Source organism: Dickeya undicola (assembly GCF_000784735.1).
Taxonomy (GTDB): domain Bacteria; phylum Pseudomonadota; class Gammaproteobacteria; order Enterobacterales; family Enterobacteriaceae; genus Dickeya; species Dickeya undicola.
This window is the reverse complement of sequence record NZ_JSYG01000015.1, coordinates 44,452-63,515: the sequence shown is the minus strand read 5'-3', so window position 1 is coordinate 63,515 and position 19,064 is coordinate 44,452. Positions and strand designations below refer to the sequence as shown.

At 54.1% G+C, this 19,064-nt stretch carries 15 protein-coding genes; 7 read left to right on the top strand and 8 right to left on the bottom strand.

Annotated features, from left to right (window positions below; all coding sequences use genetic code 11):
- Positions 1-79 precede the first annotated feature (79 nt).
- Positions 80-1,006 carry a DNA replication terminus site-binding protein gene (gene tus / locus OB87_RS07255; protein ID WP_033568779.1) on the top strand — a complete coding sequence of 309 codons (927 nt, stop codon included), beginning with the start codon at positions 80-82 and terminating at the stop codon, positions 1,004-1,006.
- Between the two features lie 3 nt (positions 1,007-1,009).
- Here tus and fumC read toward each other — a convergent pair whose 3' ends face one another.
- On the bottom strand, positions 1,010-2,407 hold the full coding sequence (fumC, locus tag OB87_RS07250) for a class II fumarate hydratase (protein WP_033568778.1): 1,398 nt from the start codon (positions 2,405-2,407) through the stop codon (positions 1,010-1,012).
- A gap of 176 nt (positions 2,408-2,583) precedes the next feature.
- On the opposite strand from fumC, the gene manA reads away from it, so the two are divergent.
- The 3 genes from manA to add all read left to right on the top strand — a co-directional run bounded on the left by manA (position 2,584) and on the right by add (position 6,717).
- Positions 2,584-3,768 (top strand): mannose-6-phosphate isomerase, encoded by a 1,185-nt coding sequence (gene manA, locus OB87_RS07245; RefSeq protein WP_033568777.1) that lies wholly within the window; start codon positions 2,584-2,586, stop codon positions 3,766-3,768.
- A 63-nt stretch (positions 3,769-3,831) separates the two neighbouring features.
- On the top strand, positions 3,832-5,370 hold the full coding sequence (locus OB87_RS07240) for a YdgA family protein (RefSeq protein ID WP_033568776.1): 1,539 nt from the start codon (positions 3,832-3,834) through the stop codon (positions 5,368-5,370).
- A 330-nt stretch (positions 5,371-5,700) separates the two neighbouring features.
- Entirely contained in the window at positions 5,701-6,717 is a 1,017-nt protein-coding gene (gene add, locus OB87_RS07235; protein WP_033568775.1) for an adenosine deaminase, read from the top strand.
- 110 nt (positions 6,718-6,827) lie between these two features.
- Here add and OB87_RS07230 read toward each other — a convergent pair whose 3' ends face one another.
- From OB87_RS07230 to OB87_RS07200, 7 genes are all read right to left on the bottom strand, one after another.
- Positions 6,828-7,286, bottom strand: coding sequence for an SgcJ/EcaC family oxidoreductase (locus OB87_RS07230; RefSeq protein WP_033568774.1), 459 nt, complete (start codon positions 7,284-7,286; stop codon positions 6,828-6,830).
- Between the two features lie 187 nt (positions 7,287-7,473).
- A complete protein-coding gene (locus OB87_RS07225; protein ID WP_033568773.1) occupies positions 7,474-8,466 on the bottom strand; it encodes a bile acid:sodium symporter family protein in 993 nt (330 codons plus the stop codon).
- A 154-nt stretch (positions 8,467-8,620) separates the two neighbouring features.
- Positions 8,621-9,670, bottom strand: coding sequence for an oxidoreductase (locus OB87_RS07220; RefSeq protein ID WP_033568772.1), 1,050 nt, complete (start codon positions 9,668-9,670; stop codon positions 8,621-8,623).
- A gap of 222 nt (positions 9,671-9,892) precedes the next feature.
- Positions 9,893-10,843, bottom strand: a complete 951-nt coding sequence (araC, locus tag OB87_RS07215) for an arabinose operon transcriptional regulator AraC (RefSeq protein WP_033568771.1) — start codon at positions 10,841-10,843, stop codon at positions 9,893-9,895.
- 68 nt (positions 10,844-10,911) lie between these two features.
- Positions 10,912-11,898, bottom strand: coding sequence for an L-arabinose ABC transporter permease AraH (gene araH / locus OB87_RS07210; protein WP_033568770.1), 987 nt, complete (start codon positions 11,896-11,898; stop codon positions 10,912-10,914).
- Between the two features lie 18 nt (positions 11,899-11,916).
- Positions 11,917-13,440: an L-arabinose ABC transporter ATP-binding protein AraG gene (gene araG / locus OB87_RS07205; protein WP_033568856.1), complete on the bottom strand. Its 1,524-nt coding sequence runs from the start codon at positions 13,438-13,440 to the stop codon at positions 11,917-11,919.
- 96 nt (positions 13,441-13,536) lie between these two features.
- Complete coding sequence (locus OB87_RS07200) at positions 13,537-14,520, bottom strand: arabinose ABC transporter substrate-binding protein (RefSeq protein WP_033568769.1); 984 nt, start codon at positions 14,518-14,520, stop codon at positions 13,537-13,539.
- 383 nt (positions 14,521-14,903) lie between these two features.
- On the opposite strand from OB87_RS07200, the gene OB87_RS07195 reads away from it, so the two are divergent.
- From OB87_RS07195 to ydgT, 3 genes are all read left to right on the top strand, one after another.
- Entirely contained in the window at positions 14,904-16,589 is a 1,686-nt protein-coding gene (locus tag OB87_RS07195; RefSeq protein ID WP_033568768.1) for a ribulokinase, read from the top strand.
- 54 nt (positions 16,590-16,643) lie between these two features.
- Entirely contained in the window at positions 16,644-18,155 is a 1,512-nt protein-coding gene (araA, locus tag OB87_RS07190; RefSeq protein WP_033568767.1) for an L-arabinose isomerase, read from the top strand.
- 557 nt (positions 18,156-18,712) lie between these two features.
- Positions 18,713-18,928: a transcription modulator YdgT gene (gene ydgT / locus OB87_RS07185; RefSeq protein ID WP_033568766.1), complete on the top strand. Its 216-nt coding sequence runs from the start codon at positions 18,713-18,715 to the stop codon at positions 18,926-18,928.
- Positions 18,929-19,064 lie beyond the last annotated feature (136 nt).

Below are 19,064 nucleotides of genomic sequence, written 5' to 3'. Positions count from 1 at the left end.
ACAATCGTGAAGCTGGTTGCTAAACTGAGCGTTTAGGATAGAATCCATAAGTATGTTGTAACTAAAAAGAGTGTAATGAATGGCGGCTTATGACCTGATTGAGAGAATGAATCATTGCTTCACCACCCTTGAAGCACAATTGTCCGAAATGCATCAGTTGTTTCGGACCTTTCGCTTTGCTGGTGGATATGCCTTTACCCTTCCACCGGTAGAGAAAGGCACGGAGCACGATCCCATCACACAGATTCAGGTCACGTCGGTCACCGGTGATGACGCACGCGACATCGGCTTGCAGCATTTTCGTCACCTGTTTATTCATCATCATGCAGAAACCGTCAGCAGCAAAGCGGCGATTCGCCTGCCCGGTGTACTGTGCTTTCGGGTTGATCAGCCTGAATACCGTCAGGCACACCAGTTAATTACCGATATCAATACCAGGAAAAAAGAGCTGGAACGGATCATTACGGTGGAGTCCGGGTTGGAGCCAGAGCAGCGCTTCGATTTTGTTCATACGCACTTAAAAGGACTGATCACGCTCAGTGCCTACCGCAGCATTACCCTGTTGGTTGACCCGACATCGGTGCGATTTGGCTGGGCAAATAAGAACATCATCAACAATGTTACCCGTGATGCGTTGCTGGAAAAGCTGGAAAAAAGCCTGCACGCCGGGCGTAGCCAGGCACCGTACAGCAAGGAACAATGGGCATCGCTGCTGGAGCAGGAAATTCGTGATGTAAAACGCCTGCCGGAGCAGGCGTCGCTGAAAATAAAACGACCAGTAAAAGTGCAGCCTATCGCCAGAGTCTGGTATCAGGAACAGCAGAAGCAGGTGCAGTATCCCTGCCCTTCGCCGTTACTGGTGTTATGCCGCGATGACACCATACCCGTGATGGGTGAACTGAATGACTACGATGCCGATAACATTCAGCACCGGCATCGCCCCAAAGCCAAACCCTTACGGTTATTGATCCCCCGGCTGCATCTGTATACCGATGACGGTATGTGAGCGTTAAGACTTCATACTGCCAACCATGTCTTCCGGACGTACCCACTGGGTGAACTGTTCTTCGGTCAGGTAGCCCAGCTTCAACGCCGACGCTTTCAGCGTCAGCCCTTCTTTATGGGCTTTTTTGGCGATTTCCGCCGCTTTGTCATAACCGATGTGCGTATTGAGCGCGGTCACCAGCATCAGCGACTCATTCAACAACTGGTTGATGCGCTCGCGATTGGGTTCAATCCCCACCGCACAATGCTCGTTGAAACTCTCCATGCCGTCAGCGAGCAACCGTACCGACTGCAGGAAGTTGTGGATCACCATCGGCCGGAACACGTTCAATTCGAAATTACCGGACGCGCCGCCCATGTTTACCGCCACATCATTCCCCATCACCTGGCAACACAGCATAGTCATGGCTTCACACTGCGTCGGATTGACTTTGCCTGGCATGATGGAGCTGCCCGGCTCGTTTTCTGGAATGGCGATTTCACCGATACCGCAACGAGGCCCGGACGCCAGCCAGCGAACATCGTTAGCGACCTTCATCAACGATGCCGCCAGCCCTTTCAACGCACCGTGCCCGTGAACCAGTGCGTCGCAGGTGGCTAACGCTTCAAACTTGTTCGGCGCGGTAACAAACGGGTGACCGGTCAGCGACGCCAGTTCCGCCGCCACCCGCACCGCGTATTCCGGATGCGTATTTAATCCGGTGCCAACCGCGGTGCCGCCCAACGCCAGTTCGCACAAGTGCGGAATACTGTTTTCAATATGACGCAGGTTGTGCGCCAGCATTGCCACCCAACCGGAAATTTCCTGCCCCAATGTCAACGGCGTGGCATCCTGCAAATGGGTGCGGCCGATTTTGACGATATCGGCGAATTGTGCAGCTTTATCCGCCAGCGTTTGCTGCAACACGTTCAGCTCAGGGATCAGGTGTTCCCGCACCACAGTGACCGCCGCCACATGCATCGCGGTGGGGAAAACATCGTTAGAGCTCTGGCTTTTATTGACATCATCATTTGGGTGCACCAGCCGTTCGTTACCCCGCACACCGCCCAATATTTCACTGGCCCGATTCGCCAGCACTTCATTCATATTCATATTGGTCTGGGTGCCGGAGCCGGTTTGCCAAATAGCCAGCGGGAATTCACTAGAGTGCACTCCGTTCAGCACCTCATCTGCGGCCTGAAGAATAGCGTTACCCTTATCGGCAGGTAACAGCCCCAGATCCATATTAACGCGGGCGGCCGCCCGCTTGGTTTGCGCCAGCGCCACGATCAGCGCTCTTGGCATTTTCTCTTCCGAAATACGAAAATGCTCCAGCGAACGCTGGGTTTGCGCCCCCCAGAGGTGTGCGGCCGGTACGGCAATCGGCCCCATAGAGTCTTTTTCGATGCGCGTGTCTGACATGGTTTTCTCCTTTGTAAAACAAGTCACTTTCAGATGAGTGCGAATTTTTACCCTTCTGGAATCATGGCATATAAAGCATTAACATGGCGTGCATTAAGACGGTGCCCCCCTTTCACCGGAGTTTCTACCGTCGCCGTTATGGAAATTAACAATCTGTTTAATGACGAGAAAATATTATGCAAAAAATGCGCAACAGTGTGCAGAATTACGCCTGGGGCAGTAAACATGCGCTCACTGAACTGTATGGGGTTGAAAACCCGGACGATCGTCCAATGGCGGAGCTGTGGATGGGCGCACATCCGAAAAGCAGCTCCTTGCTGCTTGACGAGCACGGCCAAGCGCACAACTTGCGGGAATTGATCAATAGCGATCAACCCGGTTTTCTGGGTAATGCGGTCGCTCAGCGCTTTGGTGAGTTGCCGTTCCTGTTCAAGGTATTGTGCGCTGAACAACCGCTATCGATTCAGGTACATCCCAATAAATCCGCCGCCGAGGCAGGATTCGCCAGGGAAAATGCCGCCGGTATCGCGCTGGATTCTCCTCAACGCAATTACAAAGACGCCAACCATAAACCGGAGCTGGTTTTCGCGCTTACGCCCTATCTGGCGATGAACGGCTTTCGCGAGCTGACCGAGATTGCCAATCTGCTGCAACCCCTGGCTGATGCCCATCCCGCGATCACCGCGTTTTTACAACACCCTGATAGCCAGACCCTGACCACGCTGTTCTCTAGCCTGTTGAGCATGAGCGGCGACCAGAAAGCATCGGCTATTGCCGAACTGAAACGCGTGCTGAATAGTCAACACGGCGAGCCCTGGGATACCATCCGCTTTATTGCGCAGTTTTACCCTGATGATGGTGGCCTGTTCTCCCCACTCTTGCTGAATGTCGTCACCCTGAAACCCGGCGAAGCCATGTTCCTGTATGCCGAAACACCTCATGCTTACCTACAGGGCGTAGCGCTGGAAGTGATGGCCAATTCAGACAACGTTCTGCGCGCGGGCCTGACACCCAAGTATATTGATATCCCCGAGTTGCTCGCCAACGTCCGCTTCGAATCGAAACCTGCCGCCTCTTTGCTCACCTCGCCAATAAAAACGGCCAATGAGCTGAGTTTCCCTATTCCGGTCGATGACTTTGCTTTTTCACTGCATTATCTTACGGATGCGCCACAAACGCTCAGCCAACAGAGCGCGGCGATAATCTTTTGCGTCGAGGGGCAGGCGGTGCTGGAAAAAGGAACGAAACAGGTCAAGCTGCTGCCAGGTGAGTCCTGCTTTATTTCCGCCAGCGAATCACCGGTTCAGGTTCTGGGCCAGGGTCAGATTGCCCGCGTCTATAACCAACCTTTAGTGGTATAAAGCGATTTATTTACTCCCCCGATGAGGGATACAACACCGCACATCAACAAGGAAACATATAGCGTGACCAAAAAAACAGTGGTAGCAGCGGGAATCGTTATTGCGCTTGCCGCAGCCTGGGGGGGAGCCTCCTGGTTTACCGGTAAACAGATTGAACAACACATGGGCGAAGTAGCCGACAATCTAAACAACGGGTTAAAAAACGCCTACCCACAGGCGGGCATCAAGGTAACCTTCCGCGACTATCAGCGCGGTATATTTACGAGCAAGGTTGCCCTGGTAGTACAGTCAGACGGTGCTGATGCCCGTCAGCATCTGTTGGCTGCGAACGACGAAGTGGTGTTTAACACCACCGTCTTCCACGGCCCTTTCCCGCTCACCGCCAGCCAGTTTAGCCTGAAACCGGTGATGGCAGCCGTGCACAGCGAACTGGCTAACACCGACTCAGTGAAAGCACTGTTTGAACTGACCAAAAACAAACCGTTCATCACCGCCAATAGCCGTATCGGCTACAGTGGCGACACGCACTCTGCGGTTACGCTGGAAGCACTGGACGTTCAAAGCCCGGACATGAAGGCCAATTTCAGTGGCACCACCCTGTCGGTAGACCTGACAGGTGACCTGCGAGCCGGTAAAGTCATTGGCAATGTCGCCAGTCTGACGATGGAAAAGCCCAATCTGCAAGGGACAAATGAAAAGCTAACGTTGCAAGACCTGGCGCTGAACAGCGATACCCACAAAGGGAAGTTCGATCTCGAAATTGGTGACGTCAAGTTAACGCTGAAAAAACTGGCGCTGGACGTTGAAGGGGGCGATAGCCTGGCGCTGAATGATTTCGCACTGGTCAATCACACCTCAGAAGATGACGCTAACCTGGCAGGACAGATGACGCTGACGCTGGGCTCGGCGCTGTTCCGCGATCAAAATCTGGGTTCGCTGAACATGAACGTCAACTTTTCCGGGCTGGATGGCAAAGGCACTCGCCAGTTCATGACCGAATACCAGAAAAACCTGCAATTGCTGTTGCAGCATATCGACCAGGTTACGCCAGAGGTTTATGACCAACAGTTGGCCGCGCTGGTTCTGCACAACCTGCCGCAATTGCTGAAAGGCAATCCAAGCGTCAAGGTCACGCCGTTCAGTTGGAAGAACGCCAAAGGCGAAAGTAGCTTCACACTGGCACTCGACCTGACCGATCCGTTGCAAAAAAGCGCCGCACCAACCGGCAATTTGTCCGATGAAGAAGCGATCATTCGCCAGTCGGTGAAAAATCTGGATGCTCGTCTTAACGTGCCGTTGGACATGGTCACCGAATTGATGGTGCAAACCGCGCCGAAAGCCTCGTCTGACGACGAGAAAAAACAATTGGAACAGATGGCACGCCAGCAGACACAACTGATGGCGAACATCGGCCAGATGAGCCAGGTCACCGTGACCAAAGACAATGCCATCACCAGCTCACTGCAATACAACGATGGTGTCGTCACCTTCAACGGTCGCAAGATTCCATTAGCGGAGTTTATCGCCCCGTTCATCACGCTGCCGTCAGAGAACGTGCCTGAAGAAGGCGATGACGCCCCGGACGCGTCCGTCAGTCCGTAACTCCCTCTCAGGCGCTCTACAACAGGGCGCCTGTTTCTCACCTACCCATCTTTTCTTGCGTATTATTGAGTAGACAACGTTAACGCCCATAATGTCGCTCACCCGTCCGCGATGCACAGGCGAGACTGTCTCATTTATGCTAAACCTGTGTTATGCCAGCAGTGACATACAAATTTCTTTTTATCAATCAATAGCAAAGTGAGTGGCTTTATTCTTATACTGCACAGCGAGTTATCAGACCCTGTCCCTCACGCCGCAGTGACGATAACGTCAACGTCATGAGGAATACCGCCTGACTGATGGATTTTTTTAATAAAAAAAGAGTAGAACATGATTAATCCACACATTCCGCTGACGGATATCCATCGCCATCTCGATGGTAATATTCGTCCTCAGACCATCCTTGAATTGGGCCGCCAGTTTGCTATTGAACTGCCGGGTAACGACCTGGCTTCACTGCGCCCTCATGTCCAGATCGTCGACAGCGAACCCGACCTGCTCCGTTTTCTGCAAAAACTGGATTGGGGCGTGGCGGTGCTGGGGTCGCTGGATGCCTGTCGCCGGGTGGCTTACGAAAATGTTGAGGACGCCATACGTGCCGGACTGGATTATGCCGAACTGCGTTTTTCCCCCTACTACATGGCCCGCAGCCATCAACTGCCGCTGGAAGGCGTAGTGGAAGCCGTGATTGACGGCATCGCCGCTGGTTGCCGCGACCATAACCATGACGTGATGATTCGACTGATAGGCATCATGAGCCGCACCTTTGGTACTCAGGCCTGCGAGCAGGAATTGGATGCATTGCTGGCACAAAAAGACCATATCGTCGCTATCGATCTGGCGGGTGATGAGCTTGGTTTCCCCGGCGAACTGTTCACCAGCCATTTTACCCGCGCCCGTGATGCTGGCTGGCATCTGACCACCCATGCTGGCGAGGCCGCCGGTCCGGAAAGCATTTGGCAGGCGATTAAACAACTGGGTGCTGAGCGCATCGGTCATGGCGTAGCCGCTATCGTCGATCGCGCGTTGATGGAATACATGGCTGAACACCAGATCGGTGTCGAGTCCTGCCTGACCTCCAATCTGCAAACCAGCACAGTAAAAGCGATGAATGAGCACCCACTGGTGCATTTTTTACACCACGGTATTCCAGCCACCATCAACACGGATGACCCGGCAGTTCAGGGGATCGATATCCGTCACGAGTATGAGATAGCCGCCCCGCAGGCCGGTTTATCACCGGATGATATTCGCCAGGCTCAGGAAAACGGTCTGCGTGTCGCGTTTATCTCCGAACAGGAAAAACAACTGCTGCGCCAGCGAGTACAGCAACGTCAACCGTCCTGATGTCGTCCGGTTAACCCCGACACAATACGTAAAAAGCGGATACCTGGGTATCCGCTTTTTTTATTTCAACTGGCTGACGGCGTTGCCGTCATACCGAGCGCAATATCACATCAGTCTTGTGGCTGGACGGACGAGTGGTGACTGGTGATAAGCCACTTGCCATCTTTGAAAGCATAAGTGTAGGTATAACGGGCCTTAGCCTGCGATTTATCGCTGAAGGTAAAGGTGTAGTTCCCGGTATCCAGCGCTTCATTACAGCCGATCTTGATGACACGCTTATCGATGCTACCAACCGGTTTTTTCGGCAGGAAATGTTCAAAGTAATCAATACGCTCGGCGTCTGTCGTGCGTATTTTTCCAGACAGTGTCGGCAACAATACCGCATCAGAGGCATAATTGGCGTTCACTTTTTTGGCATCGCCAGTCTGCAATGACTGGTTCCAACGGTCGAACAAGCTAGCGATGGTTTTTTCATCGGTTTTGACGCACGTTTCGGTGTTGGCAGCATAAGCCTGAGAAGTGGCGGCTGCACTGAGCAGGCTCAGCAATAACAACGCTTTCTTATTCATTATGTCCCTCATAAATAGTGATTAATTCAGATACTCCATGTATCTGCGCTTGTCTCTGTGAGCCATCAGAAGCATCACAGATAAGCACTATAATAAAGCTTTATCTTGTTGACTATAACAATTTGAAACTATATTAGCGATAGTCTCTACCGATGAAAAAATTACACCTAACTGCTTGTCTTACCAGTTATTTCTCTGTCACCTTGTCGCTTGATGCTGCTCTTTTGGCATAACGCTGTGCCAGTGTCGCGCACACCATCAGCTGGATCTGGTGGAATATCATCAACGGCAGCACCATCGCGCCTACTGCTGCCGCAGGAAACAGCACATTCGCCATCGGAATACCGTTAGCCAGGCTCTTTTTCGAACCACAGAACACGATAGTGATTTCATCTTCTGTACTGAATCCCAGCTTGCGAGCCGCCAGCGTAGTACAGACCAGCACAATGCCCAGCAGCACCAGCGAACAAGCGACGACCGCTAGCAGCGACCAGCCATTAATTTGATGCCAGATCCCCTGCACCACCGCCTCACTGAACGCCACATATACCACCAGCAGAATAGATGACCGGTCAGTGATATTGATCAGTTTACGATGACGATCAACCCAACCGGCAATCAGCGGACGGGACAGGTGACCAATGACAAACGGCACCATCAGTTGCATGATAATCGCGCCAATCGCGTGCAGCGTATCCGTCTGTCCGCCCTGCGTATGCATCAGCAAGCCGACCAGTACCGGCGACAGAAAGACCCCAAGAATACTGGATGCCGAGGCACTGCAAATGGCAGCAGCCACGTTGCCGCGCGCCATAGAAGTAAAAGCAATGGCAGACTGCACAGTTGCAGGCAGCGCGCACAGATACAGGAAACCGAGATACAACCCCGGCGTTAATACCTGCGGCGACAGAAACGCCATACCTATTCCCAGTAGCGGGAACAGAATGAAGGTGCTGGCAAACACCACCAGATGCAAACGCCAATGGCCCATACCGGTGGTGATGGCATTACGGGACAGCTTAGCACCATGCATGAAGAACAGCAGAGCGATGGCTGCATTGGTCAAATTCTCAAAGAAAACCTTGGCCGCGCCTTCACACGGGAAAATCGATGCGGTGATCACCACCGCGATCAACACCAGCAAAAACTTGTCAATTTTTAAGCGTTGTAACCATGCCATAACGTGTTTGCATCCTCAGACATAAAAAATACAGGCGATCCTAAGATCGCCTGTATTAAACAAGGCCCTACTATCGGCAATAAACACCCATAATGCAAGGCTGAAGCTTGCCCCACAGTCAAGGTTTTACGTCACAAATCATGACGAATCCCGGTTAGCTATTTTTCAGGGTCATTGCCTTTTTCTGCTCATGAGAAGTCAGCCCCAGCTCTATCAGTTCCATCACTTTGATGGCCTGCTCAACCGGCACCGGGTTGTCGCCACGCCCCAGCAGCGCATCACGAATCTCGGCGTAATAGGATTGATAATGTCCGGGAATGGTCGGCACCGTCTGTTCCACCAGCACGCCATCTTGATGTAACGTCAACATGCCATCGCGGCTGTCCTGCCCCCAATCGTTATGGGCTTGCGGCTTCTCGCCTTCTTTCAGCCGAGCTTCCTGCGGATCAAGACCAAATTTCACATAGCTGCCCTGGGTGCCGTGGACGATATACCGCGCACTTTCCGCCGCCGCCAGCATACTGCTGTGTACGACCACGCGTCGCTGAGGGTAAATCAATGTCGCATGGAAGTAATCCGTAGCTTTGCTGCCCGGCCGCAGTTGCGCCAGGTCAGCCTGAATCGCTACTGGCAAACCGAATAACTGCAACACCTGATCAATCAGATGCGGCGCTAAATCAAACCAAATACCGCTACCTTCACTACCATCTTCACGCCAGCGCTGACGCACTTGCGGGCGATAACGGTCAAAATGCGACTCCATGTACACCACATCGCCCAGCACGCCGGTTTTCAGCAATTGCTGCAACGTCAAAAAGTCGCTGTCCCAGCGTCGGTTATGAAACACAGAAAGCAGCTTACCCGCATGTTCCGCCTGCTGATGTAGCTCTCGCGCTTGTGACAACGTCACAGTGAACGGTTTATCGACGACCACATGCTTACCGGCGAGTAACGCCTGACGGGCCAACGGGAAATGGGTGTCATTCGGGGTGGGTATCACAACAAGATCGATATCTGGATCGTTGAACAGCTCCTGCGGTTCGCGCACGACCCGCATCGAGGGCCAGTCAGCCTGAACCTTCCCAGCATCACTGCTGGACACCGCCGCCAGTTTCATTCCTGATGTAGCGGCGATCAACGGTGCATGAAATGTCTTACTGGCATAGCCATAGCCCAGCAGACCAACACGGATAGTATCCGTCATATATTTCCCCTCATTGGCGGCTCTGGTGTTCAGACCCGTGATCCTCATGAAATACGGCCGTGCACCACAATCACGTTTTATGCTGTATTGCAGTGCACCGCCTAGTATAGCACCGGGGAAACAGATGGTTATCGGACGGTTCCGTTATCCAAACCGGCATGACCCCCCGTCGGCAGTCATGCCCGATGATACAATGACATTAGATAGAATAGCGTCAGACCGTTACGGCGTGACCACCCACGGGTGCGGCGCGCTTGCCTCTCCCCGCCAGAGGGTCGTATCCGCGTTTTTTTCCAACGCCGGATGATGGATTTCGCTGTTGCGACGGCGAAAATCGCTGGGGCTAACCCCTACGCGTTTGCGAAATACGCGGGAAAAATAGAGCTGGTCATCGTAGCCGACCACCCGCCCGACGGCGGCGATTGATTCCTGCGTGGTTTGCAGCAACAGTTTGGCGCGGATCACCCGCTGGTCTTCCCGCCAGCGCAGAATATTCACCCCCACTTGATCACGGAACAGATGCGCCAGCCGCGACGGTGACAGACACACGTGACGCGCCACTTCATCGATGCGCAGTTCCCCAGCCAGATTACCGGTAATGAACTGGCACGCTTCAATGACCCGCGGATCCATAATGCGTTGTGGGCTTTGCGGGTCTTCTTCCATCGCGCGCAGCAACAGGCGCTCCAGCAAATTCATCGCCAGCTCTTCGGCAAAACGTCGGCCGGAACGGTGGGTCTGCTCAATATTGGCGAACAGCTTATCGAACTCCTGCAATAAATCGGTGCTGGATAACGTCAACCGACCGACGTCGCACCCCTTGCTGTGCCATTCCAGCCAGTCAGCCCAGTAAGCACGAGGCCGGAAATAGACCCAACGGTGATACCAGCTGTCGCTACCGGGCGCTCGGCCGTAATAGTGGCGCGACCGGGGCGGAAACAGCAGCAGGTCGCCGGGATTGCAAAAAAAGGTGTCATCGCCATCCAGCACCTTGCCTTGCCCCTTGATGGTCAGGTTAATGATGTACCCCTTCATACCATCCGGCCTGTCGATAAAGAAATCCAGCGGCCCGCCCGCCAGAATCGGCGTTAGCCCGGCGACCAGATAGGCGTTAAACGCATAACCGGGCAGCAACGGGTTGGGCTGGGACTCATGCGCCATGCGGTGATACATACGGCCTCCTGAAAAGGCATCCTCGTCTGTGATAGGTAGCGCCAGCCCAGGCTGACGCTTACCGGCTATCAAACCGTTTTCTTCGCCAGTTGTTTGTAGCGGTCAAAGATCACCGCCGCCAGCAGAATCAGGCCACGCACCACATACTGAGCAAAAGGCGAGATATTCAGCAGGTTCATGGCGTTTTCCACCGTCCCCAGAATCAGCACCCCGGCGACCACATAGGATATCTTGCCGATACCGCCTTTCAGTGACACACCGCCCAGTACGCAAGCTGAAATCACGATCAGTTCATAACCAATCGACGTCATCGGCTGGCCACTGGTCATGCGCGACGCCAGGATGATACCCGCCGCTGCGGAAACCAGCCCGGACAAACCGAAGATAATGATTTTGGTCCGCACCACCGGCACCCCAGCCAGCCGTGCGGCTTCTTCATTACCGCCGATCGCCAGCGTGTTGCGTCCAAAGGTGGTCTTGTTCAACAACAAGCCGAATAACACCATGCAGAAAACCGTCAGCCAGATCGGTGCCGGTAGTCCCAGCCAGTTTGCGTATCCCAGCGTGAAAAAACGCTCATCTTCAATGCCGACCGCTTTACCATCAGAAATGATGTACGCCAGACCGCGCACAATCTGCATGGTGGCTAACGTGGTGATCAAGGCATTGATTTTTAATTTGGCGATAACAAACCCGTTGAGCAGGCCGAACGCCACCCCCAGCACTAACCCGGCAGCCACACCCAACCACAGGCTTTCGCTGACGTTGATTACCACCGCGGTGGTAACACCAGCACAGGCAATCACCGAGGCGACCGACAGGTCGAAATCACCGGAAGCCAGGCAGAACAACATACCGCAAGCCACCATACCCGACATGGATATCGCCAAACCCAAGCCTTTCATGTTGACGAAGGTAGCGAAATTCGGCACGAATAACATGCAAGCCAGAAACAGCGCAGCAAACACCACCAACATGCCGTAGTTATCCCAGATGCGGGAAAAACTGAGGCCTTGAGACTTGCTGGCGTGGGAAGAGGAACTTACCGTAGACATTTATCAACTCCTTGGCGGTCAGGCAACCGCGGGTTCAGTGGCAGTCGTTTTCAACATCGCCAGACTCAGGACCTTCTGTTCGCTGGCCTCATCGTGCGACAGCTCACCGGAGATGGTGCCCTCGCGCATCACTACGATGCGGTCCGCCAACCCCAGCACTTCAGGCAGGTCGCTGGACGCAAACAGCACCGCAATGCCCTGACGGGCCAGTTCATAAATCACATGGTAAATCTCGTGCTTGGCACCGACGTCAATACCACGCGTCGGTTCGTCCAGCATGATCACTTTCATCTCCTCCGACAGCCAACGACCGAGAATCGCTTTCTGTTGGTTGCCGCCGGACAGGTTCATGATCAACTGCATTGGCGATGGCGTTTTGATATTCAGCGCCTGAATATGGTGGTCGGCGTTTTCTTCCTCCCAGGCTTCATTGATGATGAAACCGTTTTTGATATGCTTGCGGCGGGCGCTGATATTGATGTTATCCCGCACCGAGTGCACCGGAATAATGCCGTCGGCTTTGCGGTCTTCCGGGCATAACATCAACCCATTGCGGATGGCATCACCAGGCGAACGGGCGTGAAGTGGCTGCCCATCCAGCCGCACTTCGCCACGGGTAATACCGGTGGCCCCGAACAGTGCTTTCATCAATTCACTGCGACCCGCGCCCACCAGTCCGAACAGGCCGACAATTTCGCCGCTGCGCACTGACAACGAAATCGGTGACTTCACCCCGACCGCTTTCACCTCATGTAATTCCAGCCGCGGCTCACCATGCGGGCGCGGCTGATAACCATAGATATCCCCCAGATTGCGGCCTACCATCGCCTGCACCAGTTGTTCATGGTCGACCAGCTGCATGTCGGCGAAGGTTTTGACATAACGCCCGTCTTTGAACACGGTGATGGCATCACTAAGCGCAAAGATTTCCTCCATACGGTGCGACACATACAGAATGACCCGCCCTTCGCTGCGTAATTCGCGGATCACCCGGAACAGCTGTTCGATTTCCCGTGCGGACAGCGAACTGGTTGGCTCATCAAAAGCGATAATCTTGGCGTTGCGCGCCAGCGCCTTGGCGATTTCCACCATCTGCCACTGGCCGATGGACAGGTATTTCAGCGGGGTATCCGGGTCGATATCCAACCCCAGATGTTCCAGTTGCAGGCGCGATTCATAACGTAGCAAGCTACGGTTCACCACCCCGCCTTTGTGCGGCAACTGCCCCAGATAGATGTTCTCTGCCACCGTCATTTCCGGCACCAGATGCAGCTCCTGATAGATGATCGCCACACCGGCGTTCAGCGCATCCATCGTATTAGCGAAGCGCACCGGCTGCCCTTTAATATGAATATCTCCCTGTGACGGCGTGTAATTGCCGCTCAAAATTTTTAGCAACGTGGATTTCCCTGCGCCGTTTTCCCCCATCAATGCATGGATTTGCCCGGCATGGCAGTCGAAACTGATGTCATCCAGCGCTTTAACGCCGGGAAACACTTTGCCAATCCCGCTAAAGGATAAATAAGGTGACTGTACGGTCATTTCAGCATCCTCAATGGTCTGCGCCGTCATTTATGACATATGACGGCGCGGCCAGCGTCCACGTCCGCCGACGATGGCGAACGTGGACAAGGGTCATTACATCAGGCCTTTCTTCTGCAGTTCAGTTTTGAAGTTATCGCGAGTGATCAACACCACATCGGTCACTTCGGTGAATTTCTGCGGTTCGACGCCTTTGGTCACCCAGTCATGCAGCATCTGGATACTCTTGTAACCGTGCACGTCCGGGCTTGGCAGCAACGAACCGTAGAAACCGGTCGGCTGCGATTTGGACAGCTCACTGACCGCATCCACCCCGTTGATACCGATACCGATCACGTTACCTGCCTTGAACCCCTGGCCTTCTGTCGCACGCACGCCGCCCAACACGGTGTTGTCGTTCATGCCAACCACCAGCCAGTTTTTCACGTTCGGATGCTGCACCAGCATCGAGTTGGCGGCGTCAAACGCGCCGGGGATATCGTTGGATTTGGTCGGAACCTGGTAGATCTGTTTTTCCGGGAATCCGGCGGCTTTCAGCGCGTCCATCGAACCACTGGTACGGCGACGGGCGGTATCCAGTTCATTCGCCGTGATCGCCATCACTGCGGTGTCCTGCAATTTCCAGCCGCGTTTCTGCATCTCTTTCCACAGCTCCTGCCCCTGACGCTCACCAATCTTGGTAGCAGCCATCATCACCAGCGGTACGGTGTCCATCGGCTGTCCTTTGGCGTTGACGAACTGGTCGTCGACGGCGATCACTTTCAGGTTATAGCTGCGCGCTTTGGCAACGATGGCCGCGCCCAGTTTCGGGTCTGGGGTGCAGATGACAAACCCTTTGGCACCGCTGGCCGCCAGGCTGTCGATAGCATTGAGGGTTTTTTCGCCATCCGGTACGGCGATCTTGATAACGTCAAATCCCAGGTCTTTACCGGCCTTGTCAGCAAACCGCCATTCGGTCTGGAACCAGGGCTCTTCCGGCTGTTTCACCAGAAAGCCCAGCTTCATGTTTTCCGCGATAGCCGATTGTGACATAACCGCGGCCAGGCCAATTGCTGCCAGAACCTTAGTGAATTTATGCATGGTCTTCTCCGCTCATTGTTATCTTTAACATGCTGGCAACCGGGGGTGCCCTCACGGGTGTAAACGCTCCCGGCGAGACATTCCTTTTTGGAACAATGAAAAAAACAAAGAGTTATTGTAATTTCATCTTCCGATTTCCTTCAGACGCGTAATTTGTAGCTGTTATTTTCATCACGAAGAGAGAGCGTTATCACATTCAGAAACTACAGCTGATTCGTACATAGATTCAGCGAATTTAACCTGCCATTAACTTATGACCGCCATCACAAAACGCCTGCCCGCGACAGAAAAATGCATACTTCCAGCCAACCGCTCCTCACTGCACCGGCATGGCCTGTCTATCGTAAACAGCGTGATCCCTACGTTTAACAGGAGCAGCAACGATGAGTGCGGGTGCCATTACTCTTGGTCTTGATTTTGGCAGCGATTCTGTCCGTGTGCTGGCGGTGGACTGCCGCAGCGGGCAGGAGCTGGAAACAGAAGTGGTCTACTATCCGCGCTGGCGTCAGGGACAATATTGTCATCCTGCCAGCAATCAGTTCCGCCACCACCCGCTGGACTACATTGAGTCGCTGGAGCTGGCGATTCGTGCGGTCGTGGCGCGGCTCACTCCTGAACAGCGTCAGCAAATAGTCGGCATTGGTGTTGACTCTACCGGGTCTACCCCAGCGCCGATCGACGAACAGGGCAACGTGCTGGCATTGCGTCCGGAATTCGCGGACAACCCTAACGCCATGTTTGTGCTGTGGAAAGACCACACCGCGATTGACGAAGCAGAAGCCATTAACCAGCTGTGCCGCAGTGGCCAGTTCCCGGATTACACCCGTTACATCGGCGGGGTGTACTCATCAGAATGGTTCTGGGCAAAAATTCTCCATATCACCCGTGAAGACCCGTCGGTACGTCAGACAGCGGTTTCCTGGATCGAGTTATGTGACTGGGTGCCCGCCCTGCTCTCCGGCACCACAGCCCCAAATGCCATTCGTCGCGGCCGTTGCAGCGCGGGGCATAAATCGCTGTGGCATCCCGACTGGGGTGGCCTGCCGCCAAAAGACTTTCTGCAGGCGCTCGATCCTTGCCTGACGGAGACGTTGCAGTACCCGCTGTTTACCGACACCTGGACCGCCGATCATCCGGTCGGCACATTGACATCGGAATGGGCTCGCCGGTTAGGGCTGTCGGAAAACGTCGTGATATCCGGCGGTGCTTTTGATTGTCATATGGGCGCTGTCGGTGCCGGGGCGCAGCCCTACACGCTGGTCAAAGTGATCGGCACCTCAACCTGCGACATTCTGATCGCCGACGCGGATCGTGTGGGCAACAACACGATCGCCGGGATCTGCGGTCAGGTGGACGGCAGCGTGGTGCCCGGCTTCATCGGGTTGGAAGCTGGTCAATCCGCCTTTGGCGACATGTACGCCTGGTTTGGCCGCGTGCTGGGCTGGCCGTTGCAACTGGCCGCACGCGAACACCCAGACTGGCAGCCGCAACTGGAACAGCTGCAATCCAGCCTGCTGGCGCAACTGACCCAAGCCTGGGCTAACGACCCGTCGCTTGATCATCTTCCGGTGGTGCTCGACTGGTTTAATGGCCGCCGCACGCCGTTTGCCAACCAACGGCTCAAAGGCGTCATCACCGACCTGAATCTTGGCACCGATGCACCGGCGCTGTTCGGCGGACTGATCGCCGCCACCGCGTTTGGTGCCCGCGCTATCATGGCCTGTTTCGAATCTCAGCAGATCCCGGTGGAAAACCTGCTGGCACTGGGCGGCATCGCCCGAAAGTCCACCACCATCATGCAAGTCTGCACCGACGTCATGAACCGCCCGATGCAGATCGTCGCCTCGGATCAATGTTGCGCCCTGGGTGCCGCCATCTTCGCTGCGGTGGCAGCCGGGGTTCACCCGGATATTCCCAGCGCCCAGCAGCACATGGCTTGTGGCATTGAGCGCACCCTCACGCCCGACCCGAAACGGGTCGCTCGTTATCAACAGCTTTACGAACGTTATCAGCAGTGGTGTCGGCTGGCGGAGCCCGCCTACAGCCCCCAGACCGGGGCAGACCATTGAGCGTTTGCCGAACATCACTTTTACATCCCTTTGGGAACCCAAACAGGAGTCATCATGGAACAATTTAAGCCGCTCGAAGTCTGGTTTGTGATTGGCAGTCAGCATCTGTACGGCCCGGAAGCGCTGCGTCAGGTGAAAGAGAACGCTGAAAAAGTGGTGAATGGCCTTAACCGCGACGCCAATCTGCCGGTGCGGCTGGTACTCAAACCGTTAGTCAAAACTCCGGATGAAATCACCGCACTCTGTCGCGATGCTAACTATCAGGATAACTGTATCGGGCTACTGGCCTGGCTGCATACCTTCTCGCCCGCCAAAATGTGGATTGGTGGCCTGAGTATCCTTAATAAGCCGCTGTTACAGTTCCATACCCAGTTCAACGCCGATATTCCCTGGGACACCATGGACATGGATTTCATGAACCTGAACCAGACCGCCCACGGCGGGCGCGAGTTCGGTTTTATCGGTGCGCGTATGCGTCAGTCTCATCAGGTGGTGGTCGGCCATTGGCAGGATCGTCACGCCCATGAACGCATCGCCAAGTGGATGCGGGTCGCGGCAGCGCTACAGGAAAGCCGTCAGCTCAAGGTAGCCCGCTTTGGCGATAACATGCGGGAAGTGGCGGTCACCGAAGGAGATAAAGTCGGGGCGCAAATCCAGTTTGGCTACGCGGTTAGCGCCTGGGGGCTGGGTGATCTGGTCGGCGTGGTGGACGATGTCAGCTCAGGTGATGTGAATTCACTGATTGAAGAGTATGAAGCCAGCTACACCCTCAGCGAAGCACTCAGGTTGCATGGTGAGAAACGGCAAAATCTGCTGGATGCGGCCCGTATCGAGATCGGCCTGAAACGTTTTCTCGATCAGGGCGGCTTTAAAGCGTTCACCACCAATTTCGAAAACCTCTACGGCCTCAAGCAGCTTCCTGGCGTGGCGGTACAGCGTCTGATGCAGCAGGGATACGGCTTTGGTGCCGAAGGTGACTGGAAAACCGCTGCACTGCTGCGCGTAATGAAGGTCATGTCGCAGGGATTACCTGGTGGCACCTCCTTCATGGAGGACTACACCTACCACTTCGCGCCTGGCAACAATCTGGTGCTCGGTGCTCATATGCTGGAAGTGTGCCCCAGCATCGCCAGCGAGGAAAAACCGCTGCTGGATGCGCAATACCTCGGGATCGGCGGCAAGGCGGATCCGGTGCGTTTGATCTTCTCTGCGCCAGCCGGATCGGCGCTGAACGTCAGCGTGATCGATCTCGGCGATCGTTTCCGCCTGCTGGTTAATCAGGTGGATGCCATCGCCCAGCCGCATCCTCTACCGAAGCTGCCGGTGGCCCGCGCGCTCTGGCAGGCGCAGCCATCGCTGGAAACGGCGGCCGAAGCCTGGATTCTGGCGGGCGGCGCTCACCATACCGTATTTACCCAATCACTCGATCTCGACTATCTGCGACTGTACGCCGACCTGCACAACATCGAGTTGACGGTGATTGATCAAGACACCACCCTGTCGGCCTTCAGAGACGGACTACGCTGGAACGAGTTGTACTACAAGCTGTGTGGACACCGGGCGTAATATACCGGCAATCCGTCAGCGCACTGCAACCCTACCTGTCGGCCGCCTCGTGCCGACAGGTAACCATTTCGGTTATTACATTCATATCTGTACCGCATTCGTATCTGCACATCCCATCAGGCAAGATGGGATATTTCTGAGAATAAAATAAAAACCGGTATTATTAATGCCTGAGCTTCTCTCTATTTAAATGCAACAAAAGATTTCTATAGCCACGAAAGGAAATAATAGCGCAGCTTAAAAATGTGACACAGATCGGATGACGTGCGCAAAAAACATCACAAGATGAATAAACTGTTAACCTCTATACCCTAAATAATTCGAGTTGCTGGACAAAACATTTAGCGTTTTGAACAACGCGAGGCGTTGACCCTTTAGCAACGCTATGATTTTCGGCCTCATAAGGCCAACGCACCTGCGACTTGAAGTATGACGGGTATATGTTTTTTTATTACACTGACCTATTACACGCTGCGCTTTTAGATTCAACACTGGACAGAATGCCCGAGGTGAATATACTGAACTCCCTTTAAACTCTATTTGATTATTTTACGCAAATGAGTGTCTACGAATATTTATTGAAGTTCAGAAAAGTGAACACATTGGAAAGTCTTGAGAAGCTATTTGATCATTTGAATTATTCTCTGACTGACAATCACGACATTATCAATATGTATCGGGCTGCCGATCATCGCCGTGCCGAATTAGCCGCAGGCGGAAAACTGTTTGACGTCGGGCAAGTGCCGAAATCTGTCTGGCATTTTGTGGTTTGATGAGACACACCGCTTGATGCGACAGATCGTCTGACGATACAGCATGGATGCGCGTGCCACTGCTGCACGCTCTTCCCCCGTTCCCTCTTTCTTCGTCTTTCCTTCCTCATCCTGATATGGCACCGATAAGTGCGAT